At 37.2% G+C, this 25,626-nt stretch carries 24 protein-coding genes and 3 pseudogenes; 3 read left to right on the forward strand and 24 right to left on the reverse strand.

From position 1 onward, the window contains the following. Positions 1–320: 320 nt before the first annotated feature. From BLS58_RS02425 to BLS58_RS02455, 8 genes and pseudogenes are all read right to left on the reverse strand, one after another. The gene (locus BLS58_RS02425) at positions 321–611 is read right to left on the reverse strand and encodes a hypothetical protein (RefSeq protein WP_090395983.1); all 291 of its coding nucleotides are present in this window, start codon (positions 609–611) and stop codon (positions 321–323) included. Between the two features lie 260 nt (positions 612–871). Then, positions 872–1,486 (reverse strand): annotated as a pseudogene (locus tag BLS58_RS17165) (DegT/DnrJ/EryC1/StrS family aminotransferase); the annotation flags it as partial. Between the two features lie 411 nt (positions 1,487–1,897). Further along, positions 1,898–2,347: a ribose 5-phosphate isomerase B gene (gene rpiB, locus BLS58_RS02430; RefSeq protein ID WP_090395984.1), complete on the reverse strand. Its 450-nt coding sequence runs from the start codon at positions 2,345–2,347 to the stop codon at positions 1,898–1,900. Between the two features lie 31 nt (positions 2,348–2,378). Next, positions 2,379–3,653 carry a TRAP transporter large permease gene (locus BLS58_RS02435; RefSeq protein ID WP_090395985.1) on the reverse strand — a complete coding sequence of 425 codons (1,275 nt, stop codon included), beginning with the start codon at positions 3,651–3,653 and terminating at the stop codon, positions 2,379–2,381. Positions 3,654–3,656: 3 nt separating this feature from the next. Further along, positions 3,657–4,157: a TRAP transporter small permease gene (locus tag BLS58_RS18295; protein ID WP_090395986.1), complete on the reverse strand. Its 501-nt coding sequence runs from the start codon at positions 4,155–4,157 to the stop codon at positions 3,657–3,659. 75 nt (positions 4,158–4,232) lie between these two features. Then, positions 4,233–5,219: a TRAP transporter substrate-binding protein gene (locus BLS58_RS02445; protein ID WP_090395987.1), complete on the reverse strand. Its 987-nt coding sequence runs from the start codon at positions 5,217–5,219 to the stop codon at positions 4,233–4,235. A 54-nt stretch (positions 5,220–5,273) separates the two neighbouring features. Then, positions 5,274–6,191, reverse strand: a complete 918-nt coding sequence (gene rbsK, locus BLS58_RS02450; RefSeq protein ID WP_245723032.1) for a ribokinase — start codon at positions 6,189–6,191, stop codon at positions 5,274–5,276. Positions 6,192–6,350: 159 nt separating this feature from the next. Further along, entirely contained in the window at positions 6,351–7,328 is a 978-nt protein-coding gene (locus BLS58_RS02455; protein ID WP_090395988.1) for a LacI family DNA-binding transcriptional regulator, read from the reverse strand. A 179-nt stretch (positions 7,329–7,507) separates the two neighbouring features. Between BLS58_RS02455 and BLS58_RS02460 the strand changes: the two genes are divergently transcribed. Further along, entirely contained in the window at positions 7,508–7,816 is a 309-nt protein-coding gene (locus tag BLS58_RS02460; protein ID WP_090395989.1) for a hypothetical protein, read from the forward strand. 72 nt (positions 7,817–7,888) lie between these two features. Here the strand turns inward: BLS58_RS02460 and BLS58_RS17900 are convergent. Both BLS58_RS17900 and BLS58_RS18300 read right to left on the reverse strand, forming a co-directional pair. Then, positions 7,889–8,077, reverse strand: a pseudogene (locus BLS58_RS17900) (DegT/DnrJ/EryC1/StrS family aminotransferase); the annotation flags it as partial. Next, positions 8,034–8,192 carry a DegT/DnrJ/EryC1/StrS family aminotransferase gene (locus tag BLS58_RS18300; protein ID WP_090396374.1) on the reverse strand — a complete coding sequence of 53 codons (159 nt, stop codon included), beginning with the start codon at positions 8,190–8,192 and terminating at the stop codon, positions 8,034–8,036. The gene BLS58_RS18300 and the pseudogene BLS58_RS17900, both read right to left, overlap by 44 nt. 230 nt (positions 8,193–8,422) lie before the next feature. Between BLS58_RS18300 and BLS58_RS18130 the strand changes: the two genes are divergently transcribed. After that, the gene (locus tag BLS58_RS18130; protein WP_281240985.1) at positions 8,423–8,554 is read left to right on the forward strand and encodes a hypothetical protein; all 132 of its coding nucleotides are present in this window, start codon (positions 8,423–8,425) and stop codon (positions 8,552–8,554) included. A gap of 176 nt (positions 8,555–8,730) precedes the next feature. Here BLS58_RS18130 and BLS58_RS02475 read toward each other — a convergent pair whose 3' ends face one another. Together BLS58_RS02475 and BLS58_RS02480 are read right to left on the reverse strand one after the other, a co-directional pair. Then, complete coding sequence (locus BLS58_RS02475) at positions 8,731–9,801, reverse strand: hypothetical protein (protein ID WP_090395990.1); 1,071 nt, start codon at positions 9,799–9,801, stop codon at positions 8,731–8,733. A gap of 1,164 nt (positions 9,802–10,965) precedes the next feature. Beyond that, positions 10,966–12,114: pseudogene (locus BLS58_RS02480) on the reverse strand (DegT/DnrJ/EryC1/StrS family aminotransferase). A gap of 332 nt (positions 12,115–12,446) precedes the next feature. Here BLS58_RS02480 and BLS58_RS02485 point away from each other — a divergent pair. Further along, a complete protein-coding gene (locus tag BLS58_RS02485) occupies positions 12,447–12,953 on the forward strand; it encodes a sigma-70 family RNA polymerase sigma factor (protein ID WP_090395991.1) in 507 nt (168 codons plus the stop codon). A gap of 312 nt (positions 12,954–13,265) precedes the next feature. Here BLS58_RS02485 and BLS58_RS02490 read toward each other — a convergent pair whose 3' ends face one another. The 12 genes from BLS58_RS02490 to BLS58_RS02545 all read right to left on the reverse strand — a co-directional run bounded on the left by BLS58_RS02490 (position 13,266) and on the right by BLS58_RS02545 (position 25,537). Beyond that, positions 13,266–13,664, reverse strand: a complete 399-nt coding sequence (locus tag BLS58_RS02490) for a macro domain-containing protein (protein ID WP_143018854.1) — start codon at positions 13,662–13,664, stop codon at positions 13,266–13,268. Beyond that, positions 13,665–14,237: a hypothetical protein gene (locus BLS58_RS02495; RefSeq protein ID WP_090395993.1), complete on the reverse strand. Its 573-nt coding sequence runs from the start codon at positions 14,235–14,237 to the stop codon at positions 13,665–13,667. It lies immediately after the preceding gene. 20 nt (positions 14,238–14,257) lie between these two features. Beyond that, positions 14,258–15,181: a Kiwa anti-phage protein KwaB-like domain-containing protein gene (locus BLS58_RS02500; protein WP_176764566.1), complete on the reverse strand. Its 924-nt coding sequence runs from the start codon at positions 15,179–15,181 to the stop codon at positions 14,258–14,260. A 727-nt stretch (positions 15,182–15,908) separates the two neighbouring features. Then, entirely contained in the window at positions 15,909–16,514 is a 606-nt protein-coding gene (locus BLS58_RS02505) for a 7-cyano-7-deazaguanine synthase (protein ID WP_176764567.1), read from the reverse strand. Positions 16,515–16,976: 462 nt separating this feature from the next. After that, positions 16,977–18,236, reverse strand: coding sequence for an oligosaccharide flippase family protein (locus BLS58_RS02510; RefSeq protein ID WP_176764568.1), 1,260 nt, complete (start codon positions 18,234–18,236; stop codon positions 16,977–16,979). A gap of 38 nt (positions 18,237–18,274) precedes the next feature. Continuing rightward, positions 18,275–19,378 (reverse strand): glycosyltransferase, encoded by a 1,104-nt coding sequence (locus tag BLS58_RS02515; protein WP_090395997.1) that lies wholly within the window; start codon positions 19,376–19,378, stop codon positions 18,275–18,277. 3 nt (positions 19,379–19,381) lie between these two features. Next, entirely contained in the window at positions 19,382–20,749 is a 1,368-nt protein-coding gene (locus BLS58_RS02520) for an O-antigen polymerase (RefSeq protein WP_090395998.1), read from the reverse strand. Positions 20,750–20,853: 104 nt separating this feature from the next. Continuing rightward, positions 20,854–22,023: a glycosyltransferase family 4 protein gene (locus tag BLS58_RS02525; RefSeq protein WP_090395999.1), complete on the reverse strand. Its 1,170-nt coding sequence runs from the start codon at positions 22,021–22,023 to the stop codon at positions 20,854–20,856. A gap of 11 nt (positions 22,024–22,034) precedes the next feature. Next, positions 22,035–22,934: an ATP-grasp fold amidoligase family protein gene (locus BLS58_RS02530; protein ID WP_090396000.1), complete on the reverse strand. Its 900-nt coding sequence runs from the start codon at positions 22,932–22,934 to the stop codon at positions 22,035–22,037. 2 nt (positions 22,935–22,936) lie between these two features. Next, a complete protein-coding gene (locus BLS58_RS02535) occupies positions 22,937–24,043 on the reverse strand; it encodes a glycosyltransferase family 4 protein (protein WP_090396001.1) in 1,107 nt (368 codons plus the stop codon). Further along, positions 24,003–24,905, reverse strand: a complete 903-nt coding sequence (locus BLS58_RS02540) for an NAD-dependent epimerase/dehydratase family protein (RefSeq protein ID WP_090396002.1) — start codon at positions 24,903–24,905, stop codon at positions 24,003–24,005. Before BLS58_RS02540 ends, BLS58_RS02535 begins: the two co-directional genes overlap by 41 nt. Then, entirely contained in the window at positions 24,902–25,537 is a 636-nt protein-coding gene (locus BLS58_RS02545) for a sugar transferase (protein WP_090396003.1), read from the reverse strand. The genes BLS58_RS02540 and BLS58_RS02545 overlap by 4 nt, the downstream gene beginning before the upstream one ends. Positions 25,538–25,626 lie beyond the last annotated feature (89 nt).

Raw genomic sequence — 25,626 nt, forward strand, 5'->3', positions numbered from 1 at the left:
GGAATTCTCAAAATTCCCAATATCGGTTCTTTCGATAATTGTTGAAACTTTATTTCCAGTATAAGTTTTGTCGTTAATGCTTGACGCCATCTACCCAAATTTTCTGATTTTATTGATTTACTTCATAGATGAACACCACTTGATACAATCCCAACCTCGTCCAATACCCTTCCCATTCTCCAAAAGGAATAATTTTAGCTGTTAAAGTAGGCATGAAAGATAATCGCTCCAAAGCATCTACTTAAATTCGTTCCTTCACTTCAGGTGTATAAGGAACCATTCTCGCCAACTCCCGTAGTCCTCTGGCTGACCACCTTACATTATACGTCTGATTCACACTCAAATTCCTCTATTTCTTGTCGCAAAAAATGTAACCCATCCTCACCAGAATAGATACGGCCTTTCTCCCGATCTTCTCGGCTCATTCGTATTTGGCGAGTCACATCAGGATCATTGGCGAGAGCATGGACATCTAATTCACCGACATCATCACCTTCAAGTTGAACTGCCACATTAAACTCTTCCTCAATCGCTTGAACAAGATCAGACAGTTTTAATACTTGTTTTTCTTCCCATTTATGAAAAAGATGTTCTTTCGTAATAAACTCCATATCCGATCACCATCCTTTTTTTATTATATATTATGCCTCATTATAATGAAAGCGAACCCCTCCAAGTATCATGATTTGAAAAAATCCCGACGACAACTATTCAACTAACTCCCCAAATTGTTGAGTGAATAACAATAGCACAAATCATTCATTATCTAGACATTATCGAGCTATATCAAATTCACGGAGTTAAAAAGATACTCAACTAACTGGGCGAAAAATTTAGCTACTATTAAAAGCTTCGAATAATATTGGAACGATTATCTCAACACCCTATCAACAACCCCAATCACCCTATCCATCTCCTCCTCACTCATACCCGACCCCGACGGCAAACACAGCCCACACCCAAACAACTCATCCTACACACTACGCCCCTCTTCATGCGGGTAATACTCAACGCCCTCAAACAACGGCTGCAAATGCATCGGCTTCCACACGGGCCGCGCCTCAATATTCTCCGCACTCAGCGCTTCAATGATATCCAACTGACTCACGCCCGCCTTCTCGGGATCCACCGTCAAAGCCGTCAACCACCTATTCGACTTACTCCCTTCAAGCTCGGGCATAAAAGTAACCCCAGCCAACTAGCTCAACAACAGCGCTGCTCCACACGCTGATCGAACACTTCCAACTGTCGCGCCCCACACCGGCGACGATATTACTCATTCGATAATTGTATCCAACCTCGCTGTGCTCATAATGAAGCGCCGGCTCCCGTGCCTGGGTCGCCAAAAAACGCGCCCGCTCCAACGCTTCCAAATCATTCGATACGAACGCACCCCGCCAGAGTTGGTAATAATTTTATTCCCGTTAAACGAAAACACCCCAAAATCGCCGAACGTACCACTCCGCAACAAGTGGTAAATCTCTCCGCAATTGGTGGTACAAAAGATTGCAAGGGTGGTACAAAGTGAATGCAATACTCAACGTATTGCTGCGATACACATAAAAAACTACCGTCAATCCACCGGAGAATTTGTTTCAGCTCTTGATGTGGATATCAATTTGCGCTCCATGATGCAAGCATTATGCAGAATTCCTTATACGGGGTATGTAATTATGACTCCCCCTTATCCATATACTTATTGTTCGGCACAGCTTATTGAAATAGCTTCACTGGAGTTAACAAAGGTTTTGAACCCATCAGAACTGTAAAAAGAATCCGATCTCGCGATCATCTCAACACACAACCTTGAATTAGATTTATTACTATCCCACGTTCAATTATATTTTCAATATTGTGTTCACTCCTCCGAGGAGCTCACATCGTTAAATTACTCAGTTTACTTTTGTTCGTTCTCCAACTCTGATAACATCTGAACTCTTCTACGAAATTCAGATGCTGTACTGAATCTCGCCTGTAAATAGCTATCAATAAGTTCTTGAGCTAGTTTATCGCCGACAATTTGTGCACCTATTGCCATTACATTAACATTATCATGCTCAACACACTGGTGAGCTGAATATATATCATGACATAAAGCTGCCCTTATACCTTTTATTTTATTTGCTGCAATACTAGCTCCCACTCCTGTTCCACATATCATAAGGCCACGGGCATCCTCATCTTTTTTAACTTCATCACATACCTTCTTTGTAATCACTGGGAAGTCGACTGGTTCTTCGCTAAAAGTTCCATAATCTAATACTTCATGCCCCATAGATTCCAAGTGTTCAACAATCGTCCCCTTTAATGGGAATCCCGCATGATCCGCTCCAACTACTACCTTCATTTGATCATCTCCTCTTATTTATTAGTATATATTAACCTAACATTTCTGGTATCCATAATGTCAGCTGTGGGAACAATACAATGAGTAAAAGAATAACCACATTGGCAATAAAGAAAGGCAGGGTTTCTTTAATGATACTACCCATTTTCTCTTTACTTATGGATGTAACAATAAATAATCCCACACCAATTGGAGGTGTCAATAAACCAAGTGTAAGATTCATTACTACAAGAATAGTCATTGTTATTGGATCTACTCCTATTGCATCACCCAATACAAGTAAGGGAGGTAAAACAATTACAATTGATGCAATGGTTTCCATTACAGCACCCACAATAAAGAGAACCAGCATAACTAACAGCAAAGCCAATATAGGAACAACAGTAATACCTAAGATGGATTCGCTTAGTAACTGTGGAATTCCTTCATTCGCAAGTATCCAAGCATAGGTGGCAGCGAAGCCAACTAAAATGAGAACGGTTCCTGTGAATATCACAGCCTCAATACCAGAATCATACAATTGCTTCAGACTTACGTCCCTTCTAATGACCAACCCTAAAAATAAAGCTCCTAGTACTCCCATAGCCCCTGCTTCTGTGGGTGTGAAAAGGCCTCCCATAATACCGTAAAGCACAAATGCAATTAACAGCAGTTCCCAATAACTTTCTTTAAGTGCATTTCCCACATTTTTGATCCTAAATGAATTTGATCTTGGAAAGTTACGCTTAATTGCAATCAAGTATGCTGCAATCATCATTGCAAGTCCCATCATAATACCTGGTATAATACCTGCGAGAAAAAGCTGTTGTATAGAAATCCCCGCAGTGACTCCAGCAATAATTAGATTGACGCTTGGAGGGATAATTGGGCCTACAACTGAAGAGCTTGCAGTAAGAGCCGCTGAGTAAGGACCAGGATAACCTTCTCTTTTCATCGCTGGAATCAATGTTTTCCCTAATCCTGAAGTATCTGCAACGGCAGTGCCAGATATGCCAGCGAACAACATGCTAATACCAACGTTAGCAATCCCGAGGCCTCCCTTAATAAAACCAACAATGGAATTAACTAAATTTATTAATCGTCTACTTGCGCTACCAGAGTTCAATAGTTCAGCGAGAAGTATATAAAAGGGAACGGCCAGAAGTGAGAATGATCCAAGTTGTGTCATCATCCTCTGGCCTAATAAAGCACTCGGTATATCTGACAACCATATATATAATAGGGAAGAAATGCCAATGACTACAAAGATAGGAACCTTAAAGGCAAGAAGGAGGAAGAAACTGATAACTAATACGATAAGTTCCATTGTTCAGTCTCTCCCTTCTTTTTTAATACTGAAATTATTCTTTATCAATTTGATTGTGTTAACAAGGTGTTTGATGTAGAAATATAACATAATAAACGCGCTTGCAGAGATGCTAACCTGGAACCAAAAAGTTGATAAGTTTAGCCTAGGAGTAGTTGCGAACCTTCCGTCCCATGCTAATTGAAAATTAACCATCATAATTATTAGCAAAAAAACACTAATGATTAAATATATAAACACTTCTATTATTCGTTGTTTTTTTACTGAAAATCTATCAATGAAATAATCAACAGCCAGGTGGGAATTACGTCCAGCAGCTAAGCCCGCACCAATACAAATAGACCACATTAATAAGAAGTTCGCAGCTTCTTCTCCACTCCATGCAGGAACAGTTGCTAGAAATTGTCGAGCAAATATTTGTACAGCCATTATAAATATTAACAGGCCTATCAAAATGAAAGATACGAGACCTAATATATTTGTTGCATTAATCCTCCCTATCATGCAAACACCTACTCTGGTTTATAAATTCTAATGGAACGTTTGTCTTTCAATTAAAGACAAACGTTCCTAAGTTTATCACTGTACATCCTCAACTCTCTCTATCCATTCTTGTATCACTTCGCTATAACCATCGTAAGCTTCTGCGGCAGCATCAGCAAATTCATCAGTATCAGGTTCTGAAATTTCTACACCAGCTTCTTCTAAATCATTGTAGGCTTCTTCTATCTCTTCCTGAAGCAGTTCACTTTCATAGAGTTGTGCTTCTTCAGCTGCCTCTTCTAAGGCGACCTGTTCTTCTTCATTTAGATCTTGATAAATGCTTTCACTTATAAGCAAATAACCTGCTTGGTATTGATGATTTGAAATTGTTACATGATCCTGCACCTCATAAAATCCGTCAGAATGGATCTGTGTAATTGGATTTTCCTGGCCATCTATAACGTTTTGTTCTAGAGCAGAATATACTTCATCAATAGGCATAGTTACCACACTGGCTCCCATAGCTTCAAAAGCATCTGGTGCTGTAGGTGATTCAGGCACCCTAATATTTAAGCCACTCATATCCTCTAAGCTATTTATTTCCTGATTACTGCTCATTTGACGAGGATCCCTCATAAAATATGTTAAAGGTCTGAACCCTTCATCAATCATTAGCTCATCAAGTTCCTCACCGTGTTCACTCTCAAGGAATGTTTCTAGATGTTCTTCATCCTCAAAAAGATAGGGGACTCCATAAATTCCAACTTCTTCTACATAGGAAGAAACGGGTTCAACGCTCACCGTTCCACCAGTTGTTCCAACCTGCATTCCTTCTAATGCTTCATCCTGATCTCCTAATGAAGCGGAATCATGAACGCTAATATCTAGACTCCCATCTGATTTCTCTTCTGCTAGTTCAGCAAATTCGTTCACAGCATCAACCCAAATATGTTCAGCAGGTTGATCAAGTGCAAATGAGATCTCAGTAGCATCAGCTTCGCCTTCACTTTCCTCATTACCACAGGCTGATAAAACTCCCACAATACACACAGTTAATACAAGCAACCATCTATTCTTTATCATAACAATACTCCTCTCAATAATTTTAGATCCATGTCAATACTGATTTATTCACCGTTAATTTGTTTTTTGCACCTCCTCTAATACTGGCATGCCTGTTTGTGCACCTCCTTTCGTTGTAGAGATGCCAGCTGCTTTGTTTGCAAAAACTACTGATTCATATAAAGATTGAGAGTTAGCTAATGCTACAGCTAAAGCCCCGTTAAAAGTGTCTCCTGCTCCTGTAGTATCAACAACATCTACCTTATTACTTTTTGCGTGTTGTATGATTTTATTATCACTAAATAACACCCCCTTTTCGCCTCTAGTAACAATTACATGATCAACCCCCTTATTATGAAGAAGTTTAATAGTTCCCTCATAATTACTAGCTGATGTTAGAGTTGTATTAGTTAATATAGCTAACTCATTTTCATTAGGTGTAATAAAAGAGACATCCGACAATATAGATGTAGGAATATCCAAAGCTGGTGCGGGATTTAAAATGACTGGAACATTATTATCCTTTGCAATCCGTATGGTTTCAGCGACAATTTCCATAGGTATCTCCAATTGGAGCAGAATGACACTTGCTTGTTTGATTAAGGGTTCACTTTGTTTAATCATACTTAAATTTAAGCCATAATTTGCTCCTGGGACGACAATAATTTTGTTCTCTTTTTTTGCAATAGATATTTGAGCTACTCCGGTGTTTACATCTTTAACTGTAAAAATTGAATGTGTATTTATGTTTTCTTTTTCCAAGTAATTTTTCAATTGATGCCCGTGAGCGTCATCTCCTACACACCCTATCAAACTCACTGATCCTCCTAAACGAGCAGCTGCCACCGCTTGATTCGCACCTTTACCTCCTGGATATTTCTCAAATTTATCACCGATAATCGTTTCACCTTCTGATGGAAATCGTTTTGAATCAGCAACTAAATCCATATTCAAACTTCCTACAATAACAATATTGGCGTTTGCACTCATCATGGACCAGACCCTTCTAATTATTTGGACTATAGGTTTATGAAGTGTTTTAATGTATAAAAACATGGTATGTAACCGGTTCCATATTTTCAAAAGTAATGAATTTTATCAAATGTTATTCAGTCCACTAGCCGATAGTATTCCCGTAACTGAATTGGAAATTTATGCTCCCCTTGTCGTACCGCCTAGCTGAATTTGGACCGGTAGTTGGTTGGTCAATTGTTCTGTTTGCCGACCTTCAATCAACTTAATGCAAAGCCTAGAAGCTAAAGCTCCCATTTCATAAATAGGTTGGGCAACTGTTGTGAGTTCTGGATACATCATATGTCCGAAAGCAATGCCGTCGAATCCTATTAATTGTAAACGGTCAGGTACGGGAATCTTCTGTTTCAAGGCTACTTTTAAAAATCCAGCGGCAACAACGTCATTACTAGCAAAAACACCATCAATATGTGGGTGGGCTGCGTAAAAACGCTCAGCCAGTTCCTCAGCAGGATTTAACTGAAATGGACATTCTTCAATGACGCAGTCAAGTCCCTGGTTCTTTATATAAGCCATAAATCCGTTATAACGTTCTTCAGATGAAGTAATCCCTCGAGGTCCTCGTATATGTGCCAACCGAGTCGCTCCTCTTTCAACGAGGTATTCTGCCGCTTTCCATCCGCCATTATAGTTGTTTGAGACTACGGCAGGCAGGCGCTCATCACCCACTCGGTCCAGCGCTACAACAGGTATGTTGGCAGCAGAATATACATTTTCCTGTTGATGATGAGTGCTCATAATTAAACCGTCTATATATTTTTGTTTTAATGCATCCACATATTCACGTTCTTTCTTTTCATCCTGATCTGAATTACACAAAACAACAGTATAACCGTAGATATTGGCGACATCCTCCACAGCCCTCGCCAATTCAGGAAAGAATGGGTTCTGAATATCGGGGACAATCAATCCAATCATATTGGACGTCTTATTATACAATGTTCTGGCTACAGAATTTGGTTGATAATCCAACTCTTTGATTGCTTGTAAAACCTTACTTAAAGCATCTTCACTGACATATCCTCTTTGGTTCAACACTCTAGATACCGTTGCCACCGAAACATTTGCTTTATTTGCTACATCTTTAATAGTTGTCATTAAATCCTCCAAAAATCTGTAACCGGTTACATATAAAGATAAAGGATGGCTTTTGATTTGTCAATAGGAATTTCTTTAATTTTCATGGTATAACTACAAGTACGTGGTTCAAAACCCTAGCTGAATCTGTTGATGGATTAAGTGTAAAACTTCAAATACAGGAATTGGAGGCAATAGCCATGAATGACGAATCTTTATACAATGCATTCGGCCACTGGGAAGACCTCAGCTCGACAAAGGAACAGCGGGTAGCCTATGAAGAGCGATCAAAAGAACTTATGGATCAAGAAGCCGCGGAACGAGAATACGAACTTCGTGAACAAGCATTGGAACTTCGTAAGAAGGAAGCTGAGAAAAGGGGAGAGAAAAAGGCAAAAGAAGCGACTGCCCGCAGGTTATTAGCAATGGGGATGAACGTTGAGACGGTAGCCAAAGGTTCTGATCTTGATGTGAAAAGAGTCATTGAAATACAGCAGGAGATGCAATAACAGCTGTGAAAGGACGCCAGGATTTTACCTGGGGTCCTTTCTGTATGAGGCGAACCGAAGATTCGTGAATGATCATCTCAACATCCCCTCAACAATCTCAATAACTCTACTCTGCTCCCCCTCCGTCATACTCGACCCCGAAGGCAAACACAACCCACACCCAAACAACTCATCCGACACACTCCGCCCCTCATCATGCGGGTAATACTCAACGCCCTCAAACAACGGCTGCAAGTGCATCGGCTTCCACACGGGCCGCGCGCATCGCATGCGCCAAAGCCGCCGGTGACATGTTCCACGTCGCCGATTCCGCGTCGATAAATACCGGCCGGGCGCCTTGATACAGAATCGGGTTGGCGCTGGCGACAAACGTCAGCGAAGACCAAAAACAAACATCCCCAGATCATTTGAGAGTTTACAATCCCCAGTGTGCAAAGGATTTGTCACGCTCATGGGTGCGTTCCTTACGCTGTTTGAAATCCAGATTTTTGAATATTCCATCGTTTTGGATTTGGCTTTTTCCTCCAAATCATTAAGATTTCCGATTTTCGCGTATATAAACGTATTTTTTAACCGATGATGGTGGAAAAAAGGTGAGTGACTTGATTGAAATATGATGATTTTAATAAAAGACGGGAAGAGAAGCTTAAAAAACAAAAGGAGAAGCAAAAACAACATTCATGCAACTTGAAAGAGGCAGGAAAACTCAAAAACAATAGCAAAGGTAAACCACATTAAAGTGTATCTTTGCTTTTTAACTGTAAATTTTCGCTCTATTCTTATTATGATTCTTGATCTTTTTTTTGTTTTCGATTTTGCGATCTCGTTTTAGTTGGGCATATGTTTTTACTTGTCTTGAACTTACAGATTTGTCTGTATAGACGGCTTTCTTCTTGGTCATGGGAAACCCTCCATCAAATTTTATCAGAACCTATTAATTCAAAGAGCACGAGAAGTAACTTCCTATAACCTTCTACTGTAATTATACCTTGATCATTACCATTCAACAAGTTATCGACATGTCTTTTTTCATGTAGTTTAACTAACCAATCAGATCTATCATCCAGTGTCATTAACCAGATCGCGGTTTTTTCCTCAGATTGTATTAAAATCTCTCCTTGTCTTAGATGATCCAAATTTTCTCCTTCAAATTGGATGATGTCAGCAGAAATTTTTGACTTAGACACCCCATGACGTAGTCTATATTCAAATGTATCTGTGTCATTCTGTTCTCGTTTATAAAAGCTGAATTTAGCATTTAATTCTGCATTACTTACTGCATACCCGTTTTCTATGAAATGTATAACATTCCGATGGATTAAATCCAATAAGAGATGGAGAAAATCAATTTCAGCTAATAGAGCCGTCTTATCTTCAAGAGCTTCTTCTAAATCTGAATCAATTTCTTTAGTTTTTTCTAACCGCTTTGCAGTATCCCTGTGAACCTGTCGTTCCCTTTCAATCGATTCATCGCTATTCCTTAAAACACATTCCTTAACTTTCAAAGTAGCATCATGCACATAATCTTTCTCATTACTCAAAGCGGTAAGTATTTTATATTCCAAGGGATTATATTTTTCATACAGCTCCTTAGTAAAGGCATTATTTTCAATGTTGCTTATTTCTAAACCAACAACGTGACTAGAGAAGCTATACAGTCCCCATACGATAATTACTAAAGGCAGAATCATGCAAACAGCCAACACTGGTAAGGGCAATTCTAATAAGGCAGCCCATAGATTACCATAAACAGTTTCATCACCAAATATGGTGCCAAAACCAACTGCAATAAAAGGTGTGATTATAAATGCGGTAATTCCAAAGATAACTCTAAGTGAAAATAGGTAATGATAAAATTTTTTCCAATTTAATTTTCTCTTATGATTTTTATCAATGCTTTCTTTTCCTTCTTTAAATTTATTAACCAGGTCATTCAATTCTTTTTGATAAACACGTAAGAAATCCAAAAGATCAGCTTGCTTCATATAAACTCCCTCTTTATTTAAATAGTCATTTTTTACTTGAACTTACGCATTCATATAAGACCTTACTCAGATTGATTGGTTTATTCTTATTAAGCTTCTTGTTGAAACTTCTCCTGAGAACAGACATGATGGCGAATTAAAAATCACACCACCCATGCTTGTCGCGATTGCGAGTATAAGTTTTGACTATGGATTTGAAGGCTTTGCAGTGATTCATATTAAACAGCACCCTGATCTGATTGCACATTATGAGCAGTTTGGAGCAGAGGAGATACGCGGTGATTGCATGATTTTGAACCCTTGGCATCACACCGTCTCATTCAGTTATACTTGAAGAAAGGAGAGCGATAGAATGACTACCAATCGCGATTTTTCGAAAAATAACCGACCAAGAATTGGAACGTTATATCAATGCCAAGCATAAAGGTGTTTATGCATATCCCAACGAATCTGAAGAATGGCTCGAAGAAACACGCCGTATCATCAAAGAAAAGAAATGAAAGAAAAGGACCCTAATATTCCGCCTTCTACAGACACAGACACCTCTAAATACAATTTGAAAGAATATGAATCGAAGTCCTCAAAATAACAAGGACTTTTTATATACTTTCCACGTATCAAATCATCTAAGTATCCAGCGGTTGGATTTCATTTCTTCGAGTTCCGGCATAAACGCAACGCTAGGCAGCCTCCCAACACCGATGACGATATTGCTCATCCGTGTGCTGTTAATGGAATGCAGGTTCACGGACTTGGATTCCTATAAATCGTGAACTCCCCAGTGTTTCCGGTTTGTTCGAAACGAGGCCTCTCCGTCTGAGGTGATGATGATTTTATTTTCGTTAAAAGAAAAACACTAAAATCTCCGGACGCGCCACTTTTTTATCCTTTGTATTCGTTTCCTAATGATTCCACGGCATCTTCGATCACCGATATACCATACCTGGCAGATTGCTACACTTAAGGTATTGATGTCTCAACAATACTCCACGCTCTAAACTTATTCAACTAACTCCCCAAATTGTTGAGTGAATAACAATAGCACAAATCATTCATTATCTAGACATTATCGAGCTATATCAAATTCACGGAGTTAAAAAGATACTCAACTAACTGGGCGAAAAATTTAGCTACTATTAAAAGCTTCGAATAATATTGGAACGATCATCTCAACATCTCCTCAACAACCCCAATAACCCTATCCAACTCCCCCTCCGTCATACTCGACCCCGACGGCAAACACAACCCACACCGAAACAACTCATCCGACACACTCCACCCCTCTTCATGCGAGTAATACTCAACACCCTCAAACAACGGCTGCATATGCATCGGCTTCCACACCGGCCGCGCCTCGATATTCTCCGCACCTAGCGCTCCAATAATATCCAAATGACTCACGCCCGCCTGCTCGGGATCCACCGTCAACGCCGTCAACCACCTATTCGACTTACTCCCTTCAAGCTCGGGCATAAAAGCCACCCCAGCCAAACCGCTCAATGCCTCATAATACCGTTCAAAAACAGCTCGCCGCTGCTCCACGCGCTCATCCAACACTTCCAATTGCCCGCGCCCCGCACCGGCGACGATATTACTCATTCGATAATTATAACCAACCTCGCTGTGCTCATAATGAAGCGCCGGCTCCCGCGCCTGGGTCGCCAGAAACCGCGCCCGATCCAACGCTTCCGTATCATTCGACACCAACGCACCCCCGCCGGACGTCGTGATAATTTTATTCCCATTAAAAGAAAACACGCCAAAATCGCCGAACGTACCGCTCTTCCGACCCTGATACTCACTCCCCAACGATTCCGCTGCGTCCTCAATGACGGGCACACCATACCCCCGGCAGATCTCCATCAAAGCATCCATTCGCGCATTCTGCCCATACAAATTCACAACAATCACAGCTTTGGGCAGCTCCCCCCGCTCCCCCGCATCACGCATCGCGCGCGCCAATGCCGCGGGAGACATATTCCACGTCGCCGGTTCCGCGTCGATAAACACCGGCCGCGCGCCTTGATACAGAATCGGGTTGGCGCTGGCGACAAACGTCAGTGAGGAACAAAAAACAACATCCCCTTCCCCAACGCCAAGTTGCCGCAATGCCAAATGAATCGCAGCCGTCCCGGAGCTCAGCACCGCTGCCCCTTACATACCGCTATACGCAGCCAACTCTTTTTCAAATGCGTTCACATTGTTGCCGAGCGGCGCGATCCAGTTCTGGTCAAACGCTTCTTGTATGTATTTTTGTTCATTTCCGCTCATATGAGGAGCAGATAAAAAAATGCGGTCTTGTTGTTCTGACATAATAACATCCTATCTCTATTTATCATTCTTCATCGATTTCACGGGTACGCAAAGTCTAACGTTTCATCAGAAATATGGTACATACCATCGGCACCCACCGCTTCATTCCTCCATAACCATTCCAGGTACCGACACGTGTCCGGAACATAACACTATTGTATCAAAAAATGAAAAGCATGACCGATGGATTTTATTTTTTCATATAGGCCATAAGAATGATATTTTATTACTAATTATCAGAAATTATACTGATTTTTGAACCATTTAGTGCTATAGTTATAGTACCCTGGGGAATAATCTAGGGGACGGCGCCGTTCCGGGAAGGAACTTCCGTGAACAATAATCAATCGGCCCGTCAGCAATATTCATTCGACGAAATCTATCAGCAGTACACACCGTTAGTACAAGGGATGCTTAAACGCCTCCACATTCACAGCAACCATGAGGACTTTTTGCAAGCAGGATATGTAGGACTTTGGCTTGCATACCAACACCACGATGGTGAAAGAGGACCATTTCCCGCTTATGCCTTCCTTCGTGTCAGAGGAGAAATGTTGGCGATGCTGAGAAAGGATGCCAATTATTACGACCGGCATTCCTTCAGTTCCAATGATCAGGAACCTGTGGACATGGCCATGTCAGAATCCTGGATGTCAGATGTAGACACCTTAGCCCCTTACTTGAACAAATTATCCGACCGTGAACAACGCTGGGTCATCGAGCACGCCGTGCACGACCAAGCCCCACGGATGATTGCTGCCAAGTACAACGTTTCCGTCGAAACGGTTAAAGGATGGCGGAAAGGAGCTCTCGCGAAACTAAGAAAATATGTAAAATAATTAAGAAGTGAAGCCTGCAGTGACACCTGCAGGCTCATATACGAAAAAATAATGTTCCTTTGGGTAACATTTGCTCAGGGGTTTTTGGTGATCGATTTAACATATATTTTTGCTATAGTTCCTGCAGTTAATAATCGTTCTACAAGATCCATTAGAATGTACCCTTAGGATAATTCATGACAACCTTGAGCTATTATTCCGGTCTTTGTAACTAGGGCGCTAAGACCTGATTAAGATGATCTTTTACATCATATAGATTTAACCCAAAATTATTTGCATCCTCAGGACGAACTACAATTATCAATTTATCTGTCAATTTTTTTCTGAAGCCTCCTCAAAAGATCTAGCAATTAAAGAAATCATTCGTTTTCTGGACATCTGTAGACGTCCCCTTCCGGTGCCTATGAGCGGTACAGCTAATTCTTGAAGTTCTCCCGCCGTTCTTACACGGCTCCATAGACCATTCATTGCCTGCTTTACATTTTCAACCGTAGTAAATGCATTTCCTTCCTTATTTAGATCAGCCATTACCGTAAAATAAAACGTTTTCCCATGAGTATTGATAGGAATAGTAGTCCCCATTGAATATGGTGAAGCTTCCCCTAATCTACTAAGACCCTCATTAATTTTAGCTATTAACTCTGATTGACTACCAGTAAAATAATGTGAAGTAAATTGACCTTGTAAACTTTGAGGAGATAGTGCCTGCACTTATATTTCTTTATTAGCTTCTCTTCTTATTAAATAAATATTAAAACTTAATTTTCTTACGTTCACTTTTGTTTTTTCTAATAATTTCAACTCATTTATGTTGTAATTTGAAATTAGAATTTCATCATCTTCAGATATGAAGATGTTGTATTTAAAAAATAAAAATAAAGGGTTAAGATAAACTAGGCTATTTTTTACATAAATAAACCCTAAAAGCGAAAATAGCCCTAAGTTTACCAGTAAGCTGCTTGGATCAGTAATTTCTATCGATAAAATAGGCACTAAATATGTTACCACATAACTAAGTAAATTATCTTCTGTCTTTTTTATACCTTTGAATGAGTATCTTTCATTATGTGATATGGTCTTTAATACTACTACCGATGCAATAGAAATAAGAATCAACATAGCAAGAGTTAAGAAAAACACTGAAGGCAATGGAATGTTAAAAGTAATTAAGGATTTTAACGTTTTTAAGTCTGTAAGAAACTCAATATTATCAAGATACAATAATATATATAGTGGAAAAAAAGATGAAACATACAGGCCTGTTCTATACCATACTGTAATCACCTTTCATTCCCTCCCTACATCTACAAGCCGTCATCTACACCTTCTCTTTCTCCAATTATACTCTTGTAGAAAGAATCTCTAATGACTCTGGTGAAATCTAGTAACTGCGATTTATCTTCATACACCAGAGTAGAGTTCTCTTCAATAATGTCTATCGGTAATTCAAAAATCTCAATAACATCAACTACATTATCAAAGTTTTGAAAGACTCTTTCAACACGACCTTCTTCCATTAATATCTTGGTTAAAATTCTAGTTATTCTTTTATCGTTCAGACAGTCTTCTTTAAAAGCATCAAAATTTCTTATTCGCCCTGATTGCTCAACCAAATCTAATGTTTCATTTGCCTTCTCTTGATATTGAGAACTAATCGAAAAAACTCTTTCAAGTCCTATATGATTTAAGATTAGTATCTCATTATTATATACAACTAAATCAATATTCTTATCTACACCCACGAGATCTGAATCCAATTCAGTAAAATCACCCGACGAGAATCGACCAATAATACCCTTTCTAGTTAAGGTATTAAACTTATTTACTCTCCTAAATATAAAAATATCTCCATTTTCATCATCTACATCAATTCGCAAAGAGTAGAAATTCAACCTTCTTACTTCTGATCCTTGGGGGCTTCTTCTTTGAACATTATCCTCATTTAAGCTATCGATAATTTCATTATAGCTAGCGGTTTCCGATGTGGAAAAAGTCTCGATATAACCCTCTCTGCTGCCAATTGGACTAAAAGGCATTTGAGGTGTTTCAGTAAAGTCATTTAGAGTGTCTAAAGTCATGTCTAATAATTTTTCCTGAAGTCTAGGGTCGATGCTTGGTGAGTATGAAACGCACCTGCCAGACTGTTTCTTTTCCGTAAAATATAACCTGACATGGGAACTTTCAGGATCGCGCTCTTTAATTAAATCTATAATTTCATTAACATTCATTAAATCCATCCTCTCATAATAGTGGACCTTTGTTCAGTGTTAAATTAGGATCCGGCTAGGCTACGTCTGAAGACTCTGGTAAATCTCCCATTCATTAATCCTTCGTTAGACGTTTTATCTATATTTTTCTAATTCCGGCGCGGTTTCTAACAATTTTCCTAAGCTTTCTATATTTTCTTAAGACGTATCTTTATTTTAACAAATCTAAACAGTGAATGCAAACATTTATTCCCTATTCAGAATTAAAATCCCATAAGTCCTTTCACAATCCAAACTTGATGACTTTCAGTTAGTCTCCGTGCATGAATCCTCCGCATTGGATATATATTGACATTAGTATTGGACTTATAATCCTGTTTCCATTTGTATTTCCTCCCTCGTAAGCAACCACAACAATCTGCCGATCAAATTCTTTTTCCACCTTTTTTCGTCCGGCCAAGCCCATTGTTTTCTAATTTGCTGATCGTAGTAGATTTATTATAATTAGATGTGAATTGGCATTGAAAAACAAATTTCCCGGATAAAGAACGTTCGCTATTAATGAACTACCACTCCCTTCAAAATATCCACCCCTTTCACCATCCTTCCCATCTGAAAAGGGAGAGTATGTAACCCCTAATAGATGCTACATAATATTACCACAAATATTTTCATAAATTCCATACTAAATGGTAATCATACCTTCCATCCATTTCTTAAACAAATTAAACTAACACGTGTAACTCAATCATTTCCTGCCACCTACCACACTTTTTACTTTTTGATTAACTTTTCTAAGGAAGAATTCTGTTTTGTCTTTAATCGTGGGGTCGGGGACTCTTCTTCCCATTCCTTCTTCTCTTGTGTACTTGCATGGGTTGCATAATCCACATGGGGTTCCATCTTTTCTGGGGAAAAAACAGAACCATGTTTGTTCCATAATATCATCAAAACCACTTTCTTTGGCTTTCTTCTCCATGTCTATCTTGGACATATCGAGAAGAGGAAAATGGTAATATAAGAAGATATCTAGTTCTTGTACCGATGGTTCTTGTTTCATTTTAAAATAACTGTCATTGTGTTTCTCTATTTTCTCAACATCTTCTTTTATAAACCCTTGTGCTTTATCGTCCACATGAATGGACAGCTCGAGATCGTAGATTCCTTCAGCATAAGAAAAACGAGCGAGCCAATCATATTGACCTCCTAGATGGGATTTAGCTGCTAGCTTATTATATTTCTTTGTGATTTCTCCGTTTAAAGGTATGTCTTCTTTAGTGATATATTTTGTCTCCAAAATATTGTTTTCTGCTCCTTGATTCTTTTCATTTATTAAATCTTTAATTTTATCCATTGTCTTCATTTCCATAGATGTCGATGTACGAGTTTTATCTAAAACATAAAATGGTTGAATCGTTTCGTTTTTATTTAAGACCAAATCTAAAACACGAAAAGTAGAGTCCCATCCTCCGGTCCATAAAATATTATGTATAATTTACATCACCCCAAATTTTAGATAACGCTCTCCACAGGAGTCCGCTAGTGTTAAAATAACCATTACAATCATCCGGTCCTTTTTCGTCATTTTCGACTCGGAAAGACCTTTCTTTATGCGAGTAATACTCACCCTCCCTAAACACATACCACTGTAAGTGCATCGGCTTCCACACGGACCGAACACTCAGCGCTTCAATAATTCACCCCCGGCTTCTTCGGTATCCATCGTCAAATTTTAGCCACTGCCATTCAGGCATAAAGAAAACCTGACGTCCACCAACACCTCAATGCTTTGTTAACTTCTTCTAGGTTAGAGCTACTAAGCATTCTTAATATCCCTCTTATATGTTAAATGTAAATTAATAAAAATGACTGTAAGGTTAAGTGTAAAACGAGTCATAGACCCTATTATTAAAGTATAAGCAGCACCGTTAAGACCAATGATCGGTATTAAAATAAAAGATGTGATTATAGTCACCATTAAACTTATTGCATTAGCATATGGTTGGATCTTAAATAACCTCATTGCTGTGATACCATGTCCTAAAAATGAACTTGTAAATGTAAAAATACCTGCAATCATAACAAGTATTAACAACTGGTTATAATCAGCATAAGAGCTTCCATATAATAGCGTGAGAATTATTTCTCCAAGTGATACAGCGACTATAAAACCTACTAAACCTATAGAAAAACCTAATACTATTAAAAAAGCTATTATTTTTTTATAGTCGTTTAACTCCCTATTTCTGTATAATTTCGCCATCCTAGGTGATGCTGCCTGCCCTACAGATTGGATGAAAGTGTTTCCCACTACTAATAAGTATGCTATTGATGCAAAATACCCTAAGGCAGCTTCACCCAAAAAAGCTTCAACTATAATTCTAGGGAAATTTGTGTTCAAAGTAACTAGCATTAATACAATCCCAAGAGGAAGAGCCAACAGGACCAACCTTTTTAAATTATGTAAATTAAAATCGGGCGATACATTTTTAAGAAATAGTTTTATATTTTTCTTATCATAAACTAAAAATATAATTAACCAGACTATATTTATTCCTATTAGTGATAGTATTAAGTTGCCAGTTATATAAAAGGTAATGCCCATTACAATCATTGTACAAATACCTTTAATTACTCTGGATTTCCCAATATAATCCATTCTTTCACGTTGTTGTAACTGTCCATATGTTACATCACTATATGAATCGATTACTTTGGTTAAACCGACAAGTAAGACAACAATTGATTTTTCAATATCGTAATTACTTAAAATAACAATTAACAATGTAATAAAAAGCATTATTACACCAGATAGAATCCTCAAACCAAAATAATCGTTAAACCTGTAATTCGCTGCCGTTGTATCGGTTGCTTGAATTTGTCTCAATTGTAAATTAGTGAGATTTATTATGGGGGTAGTTATAGCAAGTCCTATTGAATATAGTCCTACTACTACAGGGTTACCCATTTGCGCTAATATAATTATTATAAAAAATTGACTTAATGAATATATTATGCTGCCTATAAAATTCCATGAAAAATTTTCTTTGAGTGATAATTGATCGACTTTTGACATATGTTTTTTCCTTTTACTATACACGGGTGTTGTCATTATTATTTTACATCCATAAAAGCTTTTTCATATTCTTTGATGATCTTCTTCACATTAAAATCTTGAGCTCTTTTATAACTTTGAGCTATCATGTTTTCCTTTGTTTTGTCGTCTTTCAATAATCTAATTGTTTCTATTGATAGTTGCCTATCGTCACCAACAGGTACTAATATTCCATACTTATCTTCTAATATTATTTCTCTTGGTCCTGATTCACAATCCGTTGATATAACTGATGTCCCTGTTGCCATAGCCTCAACTATTACATGTCCAAAACCTTCCCACTTTGAACTTAATACAAAAGCATCTGCCAATCTCATATATTTATAAGGATTATTTTTAAATCCTAGGAACACTACCTTTTCTCCAATTCCCAAATCGTTGCTTTGTTTTTTCAATTCTTCTTCTTTAGGCCCTTTACCGAGAATGATTAACCGTGAATTTATTTGTTGTGATATAGTACTAAACGCTTTTAGTAATGTTTTAAAATCTTTTTGCTCAACTAGCCTGCCAACAGCTATTAAAAGCTTCTCTTCGCCATTTTTTCTAAAATCTTTAACCTTATCCATACTCAATTCTTGTATTTTGTCGAATTCAACTGGATTATATATCACTTCGATTTTGCTTTCTTTAACACGAAAATTTCTTACTAAATCAAATTTCACTCCATTCGACAAGGATATTATTCTTTCAGAATAACGATTATATAATACTCTAGTGAGGGTTTTATTAACGCGTGTCACTGATCTAGATTGCGTTCTGTTATTTGCTTCTCTAATTATCGCTGGTACTTTTCTAAAGCTTAATATTTTCGCTATCAAAAGTACAATATTATTACCATTAATCGTACTAAATAGAAGGTCTGGTTTTTCAACTCTTATATATTTTGATAATTTAGTTGCGCAAAATCTTAATTTAGAACAATTTAAAAACTTAATCTTTATATCTTTATCCAACAAATCAATATAGTCATTGTTTTGATCAGTACCTAGAATCAATAAAACCTCAAACTTTTCTTTATCTAAATTATTGATTATATTGATAACAGTTCTTTCTGCGCCTCCGCCAGACAAAGAAAACAAAAAGAATAATATTTTTTTTCTCAATTACTATGCCCCCATCTGTCGCTTATAATTCGCTGTTGAATTTATCCTTATAGGATAAAAAATTAATAGTAACTTATCTAGAATCTTTATTAAAATTATTACACCAAAATAAAACAATATATCAATTTGGCCAGCAGTAGTTGAGATATCTATAAAACTGGTGACTGCTAATATATAGAAAAGAAAAATATAATCCTCATTATTACGGATTTGCTTCATAGCTAATTTGTAAATTTTACCAACTATAAACCCCGTAGCTATACCAAATATTATTACACCAATCCACCAAAAGTTAAGATAGATCCATCCATAAGCTCCTGCTGGAAGACCGTAGGATTCACTCCCCATAAGCAAACTCCCAATTACCCCCGTATTGTCAATTTGTGGTTTTCCTTCCCATATTGATCTTGGTATTGGAGCAAAAATTATATTAAAAAAATCTTTACCCAACTGATAACCTATTACATTATTTTCTAAAGCTCCAACAAGGCTAGGAAGAATATCCCCAGTGCTTTTTTGGGAGGCAGAATATACAATTAGATCAATTATATTCATATCATTATTAATTGAAAAGTCACCAGAAAATCTCTGATTACCAAAAACCTGTACGAAAATTAATCCAATAATACCTACGGGCAATAATTTTCCTACACGCATCCTTTTGATTATATAATTATAGGCCAGTATAAACGAGATTAATAATGTTAAGACTGTGCCTCTGCTCCCATATAGAGAAATTATAGATAGAAAAATTATTACAGTTACAATTGAGGTCTTTTTATGTCCTTTTAATAAAAGTAGTATCGAACCCACTACACCTAACTGTGTAAAATAAGTAACGTACGCTAGCCCCTCATATGTCTCTACGCGACTCATCATGCTATCTAACATACTTGCTAACCCGTTGTTTACAACAAAAGTTGCATACAAAAATGATATGAAACCTATAAAAATAAATATCATGGCAATGAGTGTTGGATAATTAATCTTTGGATTAAGGCTATTTTTTTTACCCAAACGAAAACCATCATTAGAAATTCTTATTTTATTTGCTAAAAAGACTCCTAATATTAAAAGTAAATACCATATAATCCATAAGGTAATGGAACTACTCAAGAAACTCTCAGCATCATCTGAGGAAACAGTTAAATACTCTAAGTGCATACGGGGCTCAAGACTTTTAGTTAACATATCAATTAAGAACAAGGACTGAAATAGACTGTATACAACCAAGGGATGGAATAAATCCTTGTATAATAAAAAAGGTGACAGCAATATTATAAAGGCTATATAAAGTTGTATATTTACTATATCTACCTCGAAGCCATATATACTAAAAAAAATAACAGAAACCAAAATAGAAATAAGCATAAAAATAAAAGTTTTTAAGTACTGCTGATTTCTCCACTCTTCATTGATAATTACTTACACCCCCTGTACATAGATATACAAGTCAATTGGATAACTGTTTTCTGCTATTTTCCTGCAAAATCTTTAAAGAACTCATTCCTTCGTTTATCGATAATATCACTATCATAGTTCATTGATTCTTCGAAGTTTCTTTTAGCCTGAGATAGCAATTTTTCTTCATCAAATTTAAGTAAAATCGAACATATTTGTTTTATGTTATTTTTGTTATTACTAAAAACAAATTCCCTCTCTAATAACTCAGGAATACCAGCTGTATTTGCGCCAAATGCTGGTAAACCTCGACTCATAGCTTCGATTAAAGCACGGGGTAACCCTTCCTGACGACTTGGCTGAGCATAAATATCAATGGTTTCTAACCAATCAAAGACCTCATTATGAACCATCGGGCCTAAAAATTTTATCTGGTTAATTACGTCACATTTCTGAGCTTCTGACTTTAAAAATGACTGATCCCCTGTACCAACGAGTTGATATTCAAAATTTGTATAACCTTGTTTCTTTAGATCACCCAGTGCATTTATTACGTATTGCTGACCTTTATATCTTACATTAACAGCTGCGGTAGTACCAATTATAATTTTGTGACCTTTGGTGGTATTTTTTATCTTATCTAATCTTTTTTTTAAGATATTATCATCAAATTTAGTTAAAGCAACGTTAGAGCAGTTAACACTTTTTCCTTTTGTTGGGTATCTTCTTTGTAAAAATTGATTTGTTACGTAAATTACATAGTTAGAACCTCTAGCAAGTTTTTTTGTTGCCAAGTACATAAATGGTGCAACTATTTTCCCTTTAAGACTGTGATTCCAATAGGCATCCCATGGGCAGGCAACTACTTCAGTCAAATATGGTTTGTTGTACTTTTTCGCATAATTAATTGCCATAAATCCAGCCATACTTGGTAATCTAGCTACCACGTAGTCAGATTCTATTACTGCATTTTTAACGATACTTTTAGCTTTTCTTCTTTTAGCGACTATTCCTTTGACATTGCTTGTATTGGGGAGTTCATATACTTTAAAAGGAGACAGACTGATCTGTGAAAGATTTTTTATTGATTCCTCTTTTTTAATTCTATTTAAACGCATCAATACAGCAACCTTGTCAGCTATTCCGTAATATCTTTTAAATGTTTTATCATTATGTGCTGTTCCGTAATAATTACCACTTACATCTACTTTTAGTGGGCCATCGTGACAGAATAATACTTGCATAATATACCTCTTTAAAATACCATTTTTTTCAGATGAAATTGTGCTCCTAAAAGAAAATCAAAATGATCAGGTTCAAACTCTATATATCCACTTCCATGAAAAAATGTCATCTCTCCGAAATAAATTTTCCCATCGACATTGTATAAATCAACTCTTACATGCGGGAAATCCTCAGATAGTTTCTCTGCAATTTCTACCATTTTTTCATAATTGACTGGTTTGGTAAAATTTATATCTGTATTGCGTAATCCTTTACGTTTATATGGGACCTTTTGAAAGTCCCTATCATATATACTAAATACTAACCCCTCAGTTGAATCCCTTTCCGAATTAACAAAGATATACGATACCTGTCCGGAGAAACAGACGAACTTATAATCCACTAAATCACTACTTGAACCTGTTTCAATATATTCCTCACATATAATTTTCGGTTCTATATTATAGTAAGGCCATTCTCTTCCCGCTTTTACAGTACGATTAGATAGCCATGAATGAAGTGTTTTTTTTGTAGAATGTATGTCAAGATCTTCTTTATTTTTACATAATAAATTTGTACGACTGCCATTGTTAGTTTTAAAAACAAATTTATTTGGAAGTAAATTAAAGTTAATATCTTTCAATTGGCTATATACACCATGAAGTGGAACTAATATCTCCCTAAACCCTTTAGACGCTACGTACTCCCGTACACTGTACTTATCTGCGCATTGCGTCATCAACGGGTCTCTATAATATAATTTATACCACTGTAACTTTTCAGTAAATCGTTTCGGTTTTTTTAAATTTAGTCTTTTTCCTGTCTTAATCAAATATTGTAATTTTATCATCAGTTTATCGGGTAAAAAATCCAGTAAGCCTAATACCTTGATCCTGAATTCTTGATTAGGTAGTAACTTCTTATAGTCCATATTTACCAACCAGTTTCCTTTTTTATTTGATTCATATATGCATCAACTACAATCTTCCTATCAAACTCTCGTTCTACTTTTTTTCGTCCGGCCAATCCCATTTTTTCTTTTACTTCATGGGAATGCTTTAAAAACATTTCAATTTTATCAATAAGATCCTGGCTATTTTGCTGTTTAACAATGAATCCATTCATACCATTATCAACGATTTCTCTGCATCCACTTCGGTTAGTTGTAATAATAGGACGGCCGCTCGCAGCACTTTCCAATAAAACATTGGACATACCTTCTGGATAATAAGTTGGATGAATCGTACAATGTGTTTTAAACAGAAATTTTCTTATATCTCGTTGCATCCCATGATACTGAATAATGTCATTGTCATGTAACTTTTCTAATGTTTTATAATAATCTTCTTCACAAAAACCCAGAATATGAAAACGAGTATAAGGGTATTTTTCCCTAATATATTCAGCAGCTTCTAAGTATTGATCAATGCCTTTTTCCTTCATGATTCTTGAAATAAAAATGAATTCTACTGTCGAACTTTCAGGGTAATCTAATAAAGAGAAATGATTTAGATTCACTCCTGAACCCGGGACTTGTTGATGTTTTCCTACAGCTATATTATGATCAATAAAAAATTGTTGATTTTCTTTATTCTGGAAAAAGACTTTTGAAAGGTTTTTAAAAGATATTTTATATAGGGCTATAGAGACTTTTTGGACTAATCCACCATTTTCCATAGCAGTTCCAAGGCCAGTAATGTTGGCAATATAAGGGATGTTTAAGCTTTTAGCCGCAATCCCGCCATATATATTTGGTTTGATAGTATAGGTTAGCACAATATCCGGAGCTGTTTCTTTCATTATCTTTTTATAATATCTCAAAAGCTTCCATTCCTGGAATAAGTTCAACCCATGTCTATTAACATCTGCCTCGATATGGTGACACCCTATTTCGACCAAATCATCGATTCTTTCGCCATATGGTGAAGATATATATACTTCGTATTCCTCCCATAGTAAACGTTCAACTAATTCGAGTCTGAAATTATATATGACAACATCATGATTTACCAGTATAAGTACTTTTTTTGACGACAACATTATTCCCGCTTTCAGTAAGTTCGATCGATTTTCTGAAGTTCCTAACTTGATATTTTTCTTTATATCGACTTAGATTTTTATCATAAACCAAATTCCCAAACACCTTATTTACAATACCAACCCTCTGTTGCATTAACTTCAAAATTGGGTTAAACAGTTTAACGAGTTTCATATTCTTTCCATGGACTTCCGAAATGGTTTTGACGATGTCACTGGTCTTAACATATTCTTTATTCTGAGGGAAAAACAAACCTTTTTCCTCATTATCTATCATGAGTCTCAGAAACTCACAAAGGTTATCGATATGAATCATACTGCGCTTGTTATCAAAGTCTGGAAAGATCGGTAGTTTTTGAGCTGCTTTTGCTAGTTTCGGATAATTGCCCTTTGATCCATTGCCATATATCAATGGCGGCCTAACAATGGCAACTTTAAACGTTTCATCGCTTAAAGATTCAATACCTTTTTCTGCTTGCAGCTTGCTGTTACCATAAAAGTCACTTGGCTGAGGAACCGTGCCTTCATCTATTACGCCATCTTCGCCGACAGCATTCCCGTAAACAATAATGCTGCTCATAAAAACAAACTGCTGAACGTTTTCTGTTTTCGCTTTTTTGGCGGCCTCAATTGTTAAGTCGCGATTGATCTGGTAATATTTTTCTTCCATTTTGGGATCTTTAGAAACATGGGCGATGCCAGCAACATGGATAACCGTATCGTAGTTAGAGAAGTCTTGGTCTTTCCAACTATGATCTCTCAGACTGATCTTATCAACTGAATAGTTATCTGGATCTTTGCTCAGCCACGTTTCAAGGCTGTTACCGACATAACTGTTCACACCTGTGATCAATACTCGTTTCACTTTGATGTATTCTCCTTCTCCCTCGTTGCCTCTTCCTTGTCTTGTGTCCCTGTACCGCCTTCTACTACACCATCACTTTTAACGACACTAATGAACGTCCCAAAGAAACATCTAACATCGAACTTGAAACCGATGTTTTCCACGTATTCACCATCCAACCCCGCTTTCACATCAATCGGGAGTTCATCACGCCCTTTGATCTGCGCCCACCCAGTTAAGCCCGGCAAAACATCATTAGCCCCGTATCGGTCCCTTTCAGCAATTAAGTCATATTGATTCCATAAAGCCGGCCGTGGTCCAACAATGCTCATTGTGCCCCCAAGAATGTTTAGTATCTGCGGTAGTTCATCGAGAGATGTTTTTCTCAGGAACTTGCCCATTCGGGTTATGTATTGATCTGGATCTTTCAATAAATGCGTGGGGGTATCTTTTGGCGTATCAATTCTCATGGTACGGAATTTTAATAGATTGAAGTGTGTCTTGTTAATGCCAACACGTTTTTGCTTGAATAAAACCGGTCCCTTAGAATCCAACTTAATCCCAATCACTAATATCAATATCAAGGGCGAGAGCACAATCAACCCAATAATTGAAAGGATTATATCGATGATCCGTTTTGCTTTTAAATACATATTATAATGCTCCCTGACGGTTAGAGGGTTAGGACTTAATTGGTTCTTGATCGCAAAACTAGTCATATGTTCAATTAACTGTTAAACCA

The sequence above is a fragment of the Natribacillus halophilus genome (genome assembly GCF_900100185.1).
In the GTDB taxonomy this organism is placed as follows: domain Bacteria; phylum Bacillota; class Bacilli; order Bacillales; family Marinococcaceae; genus Natribacillus; species Natribacillus halophilus.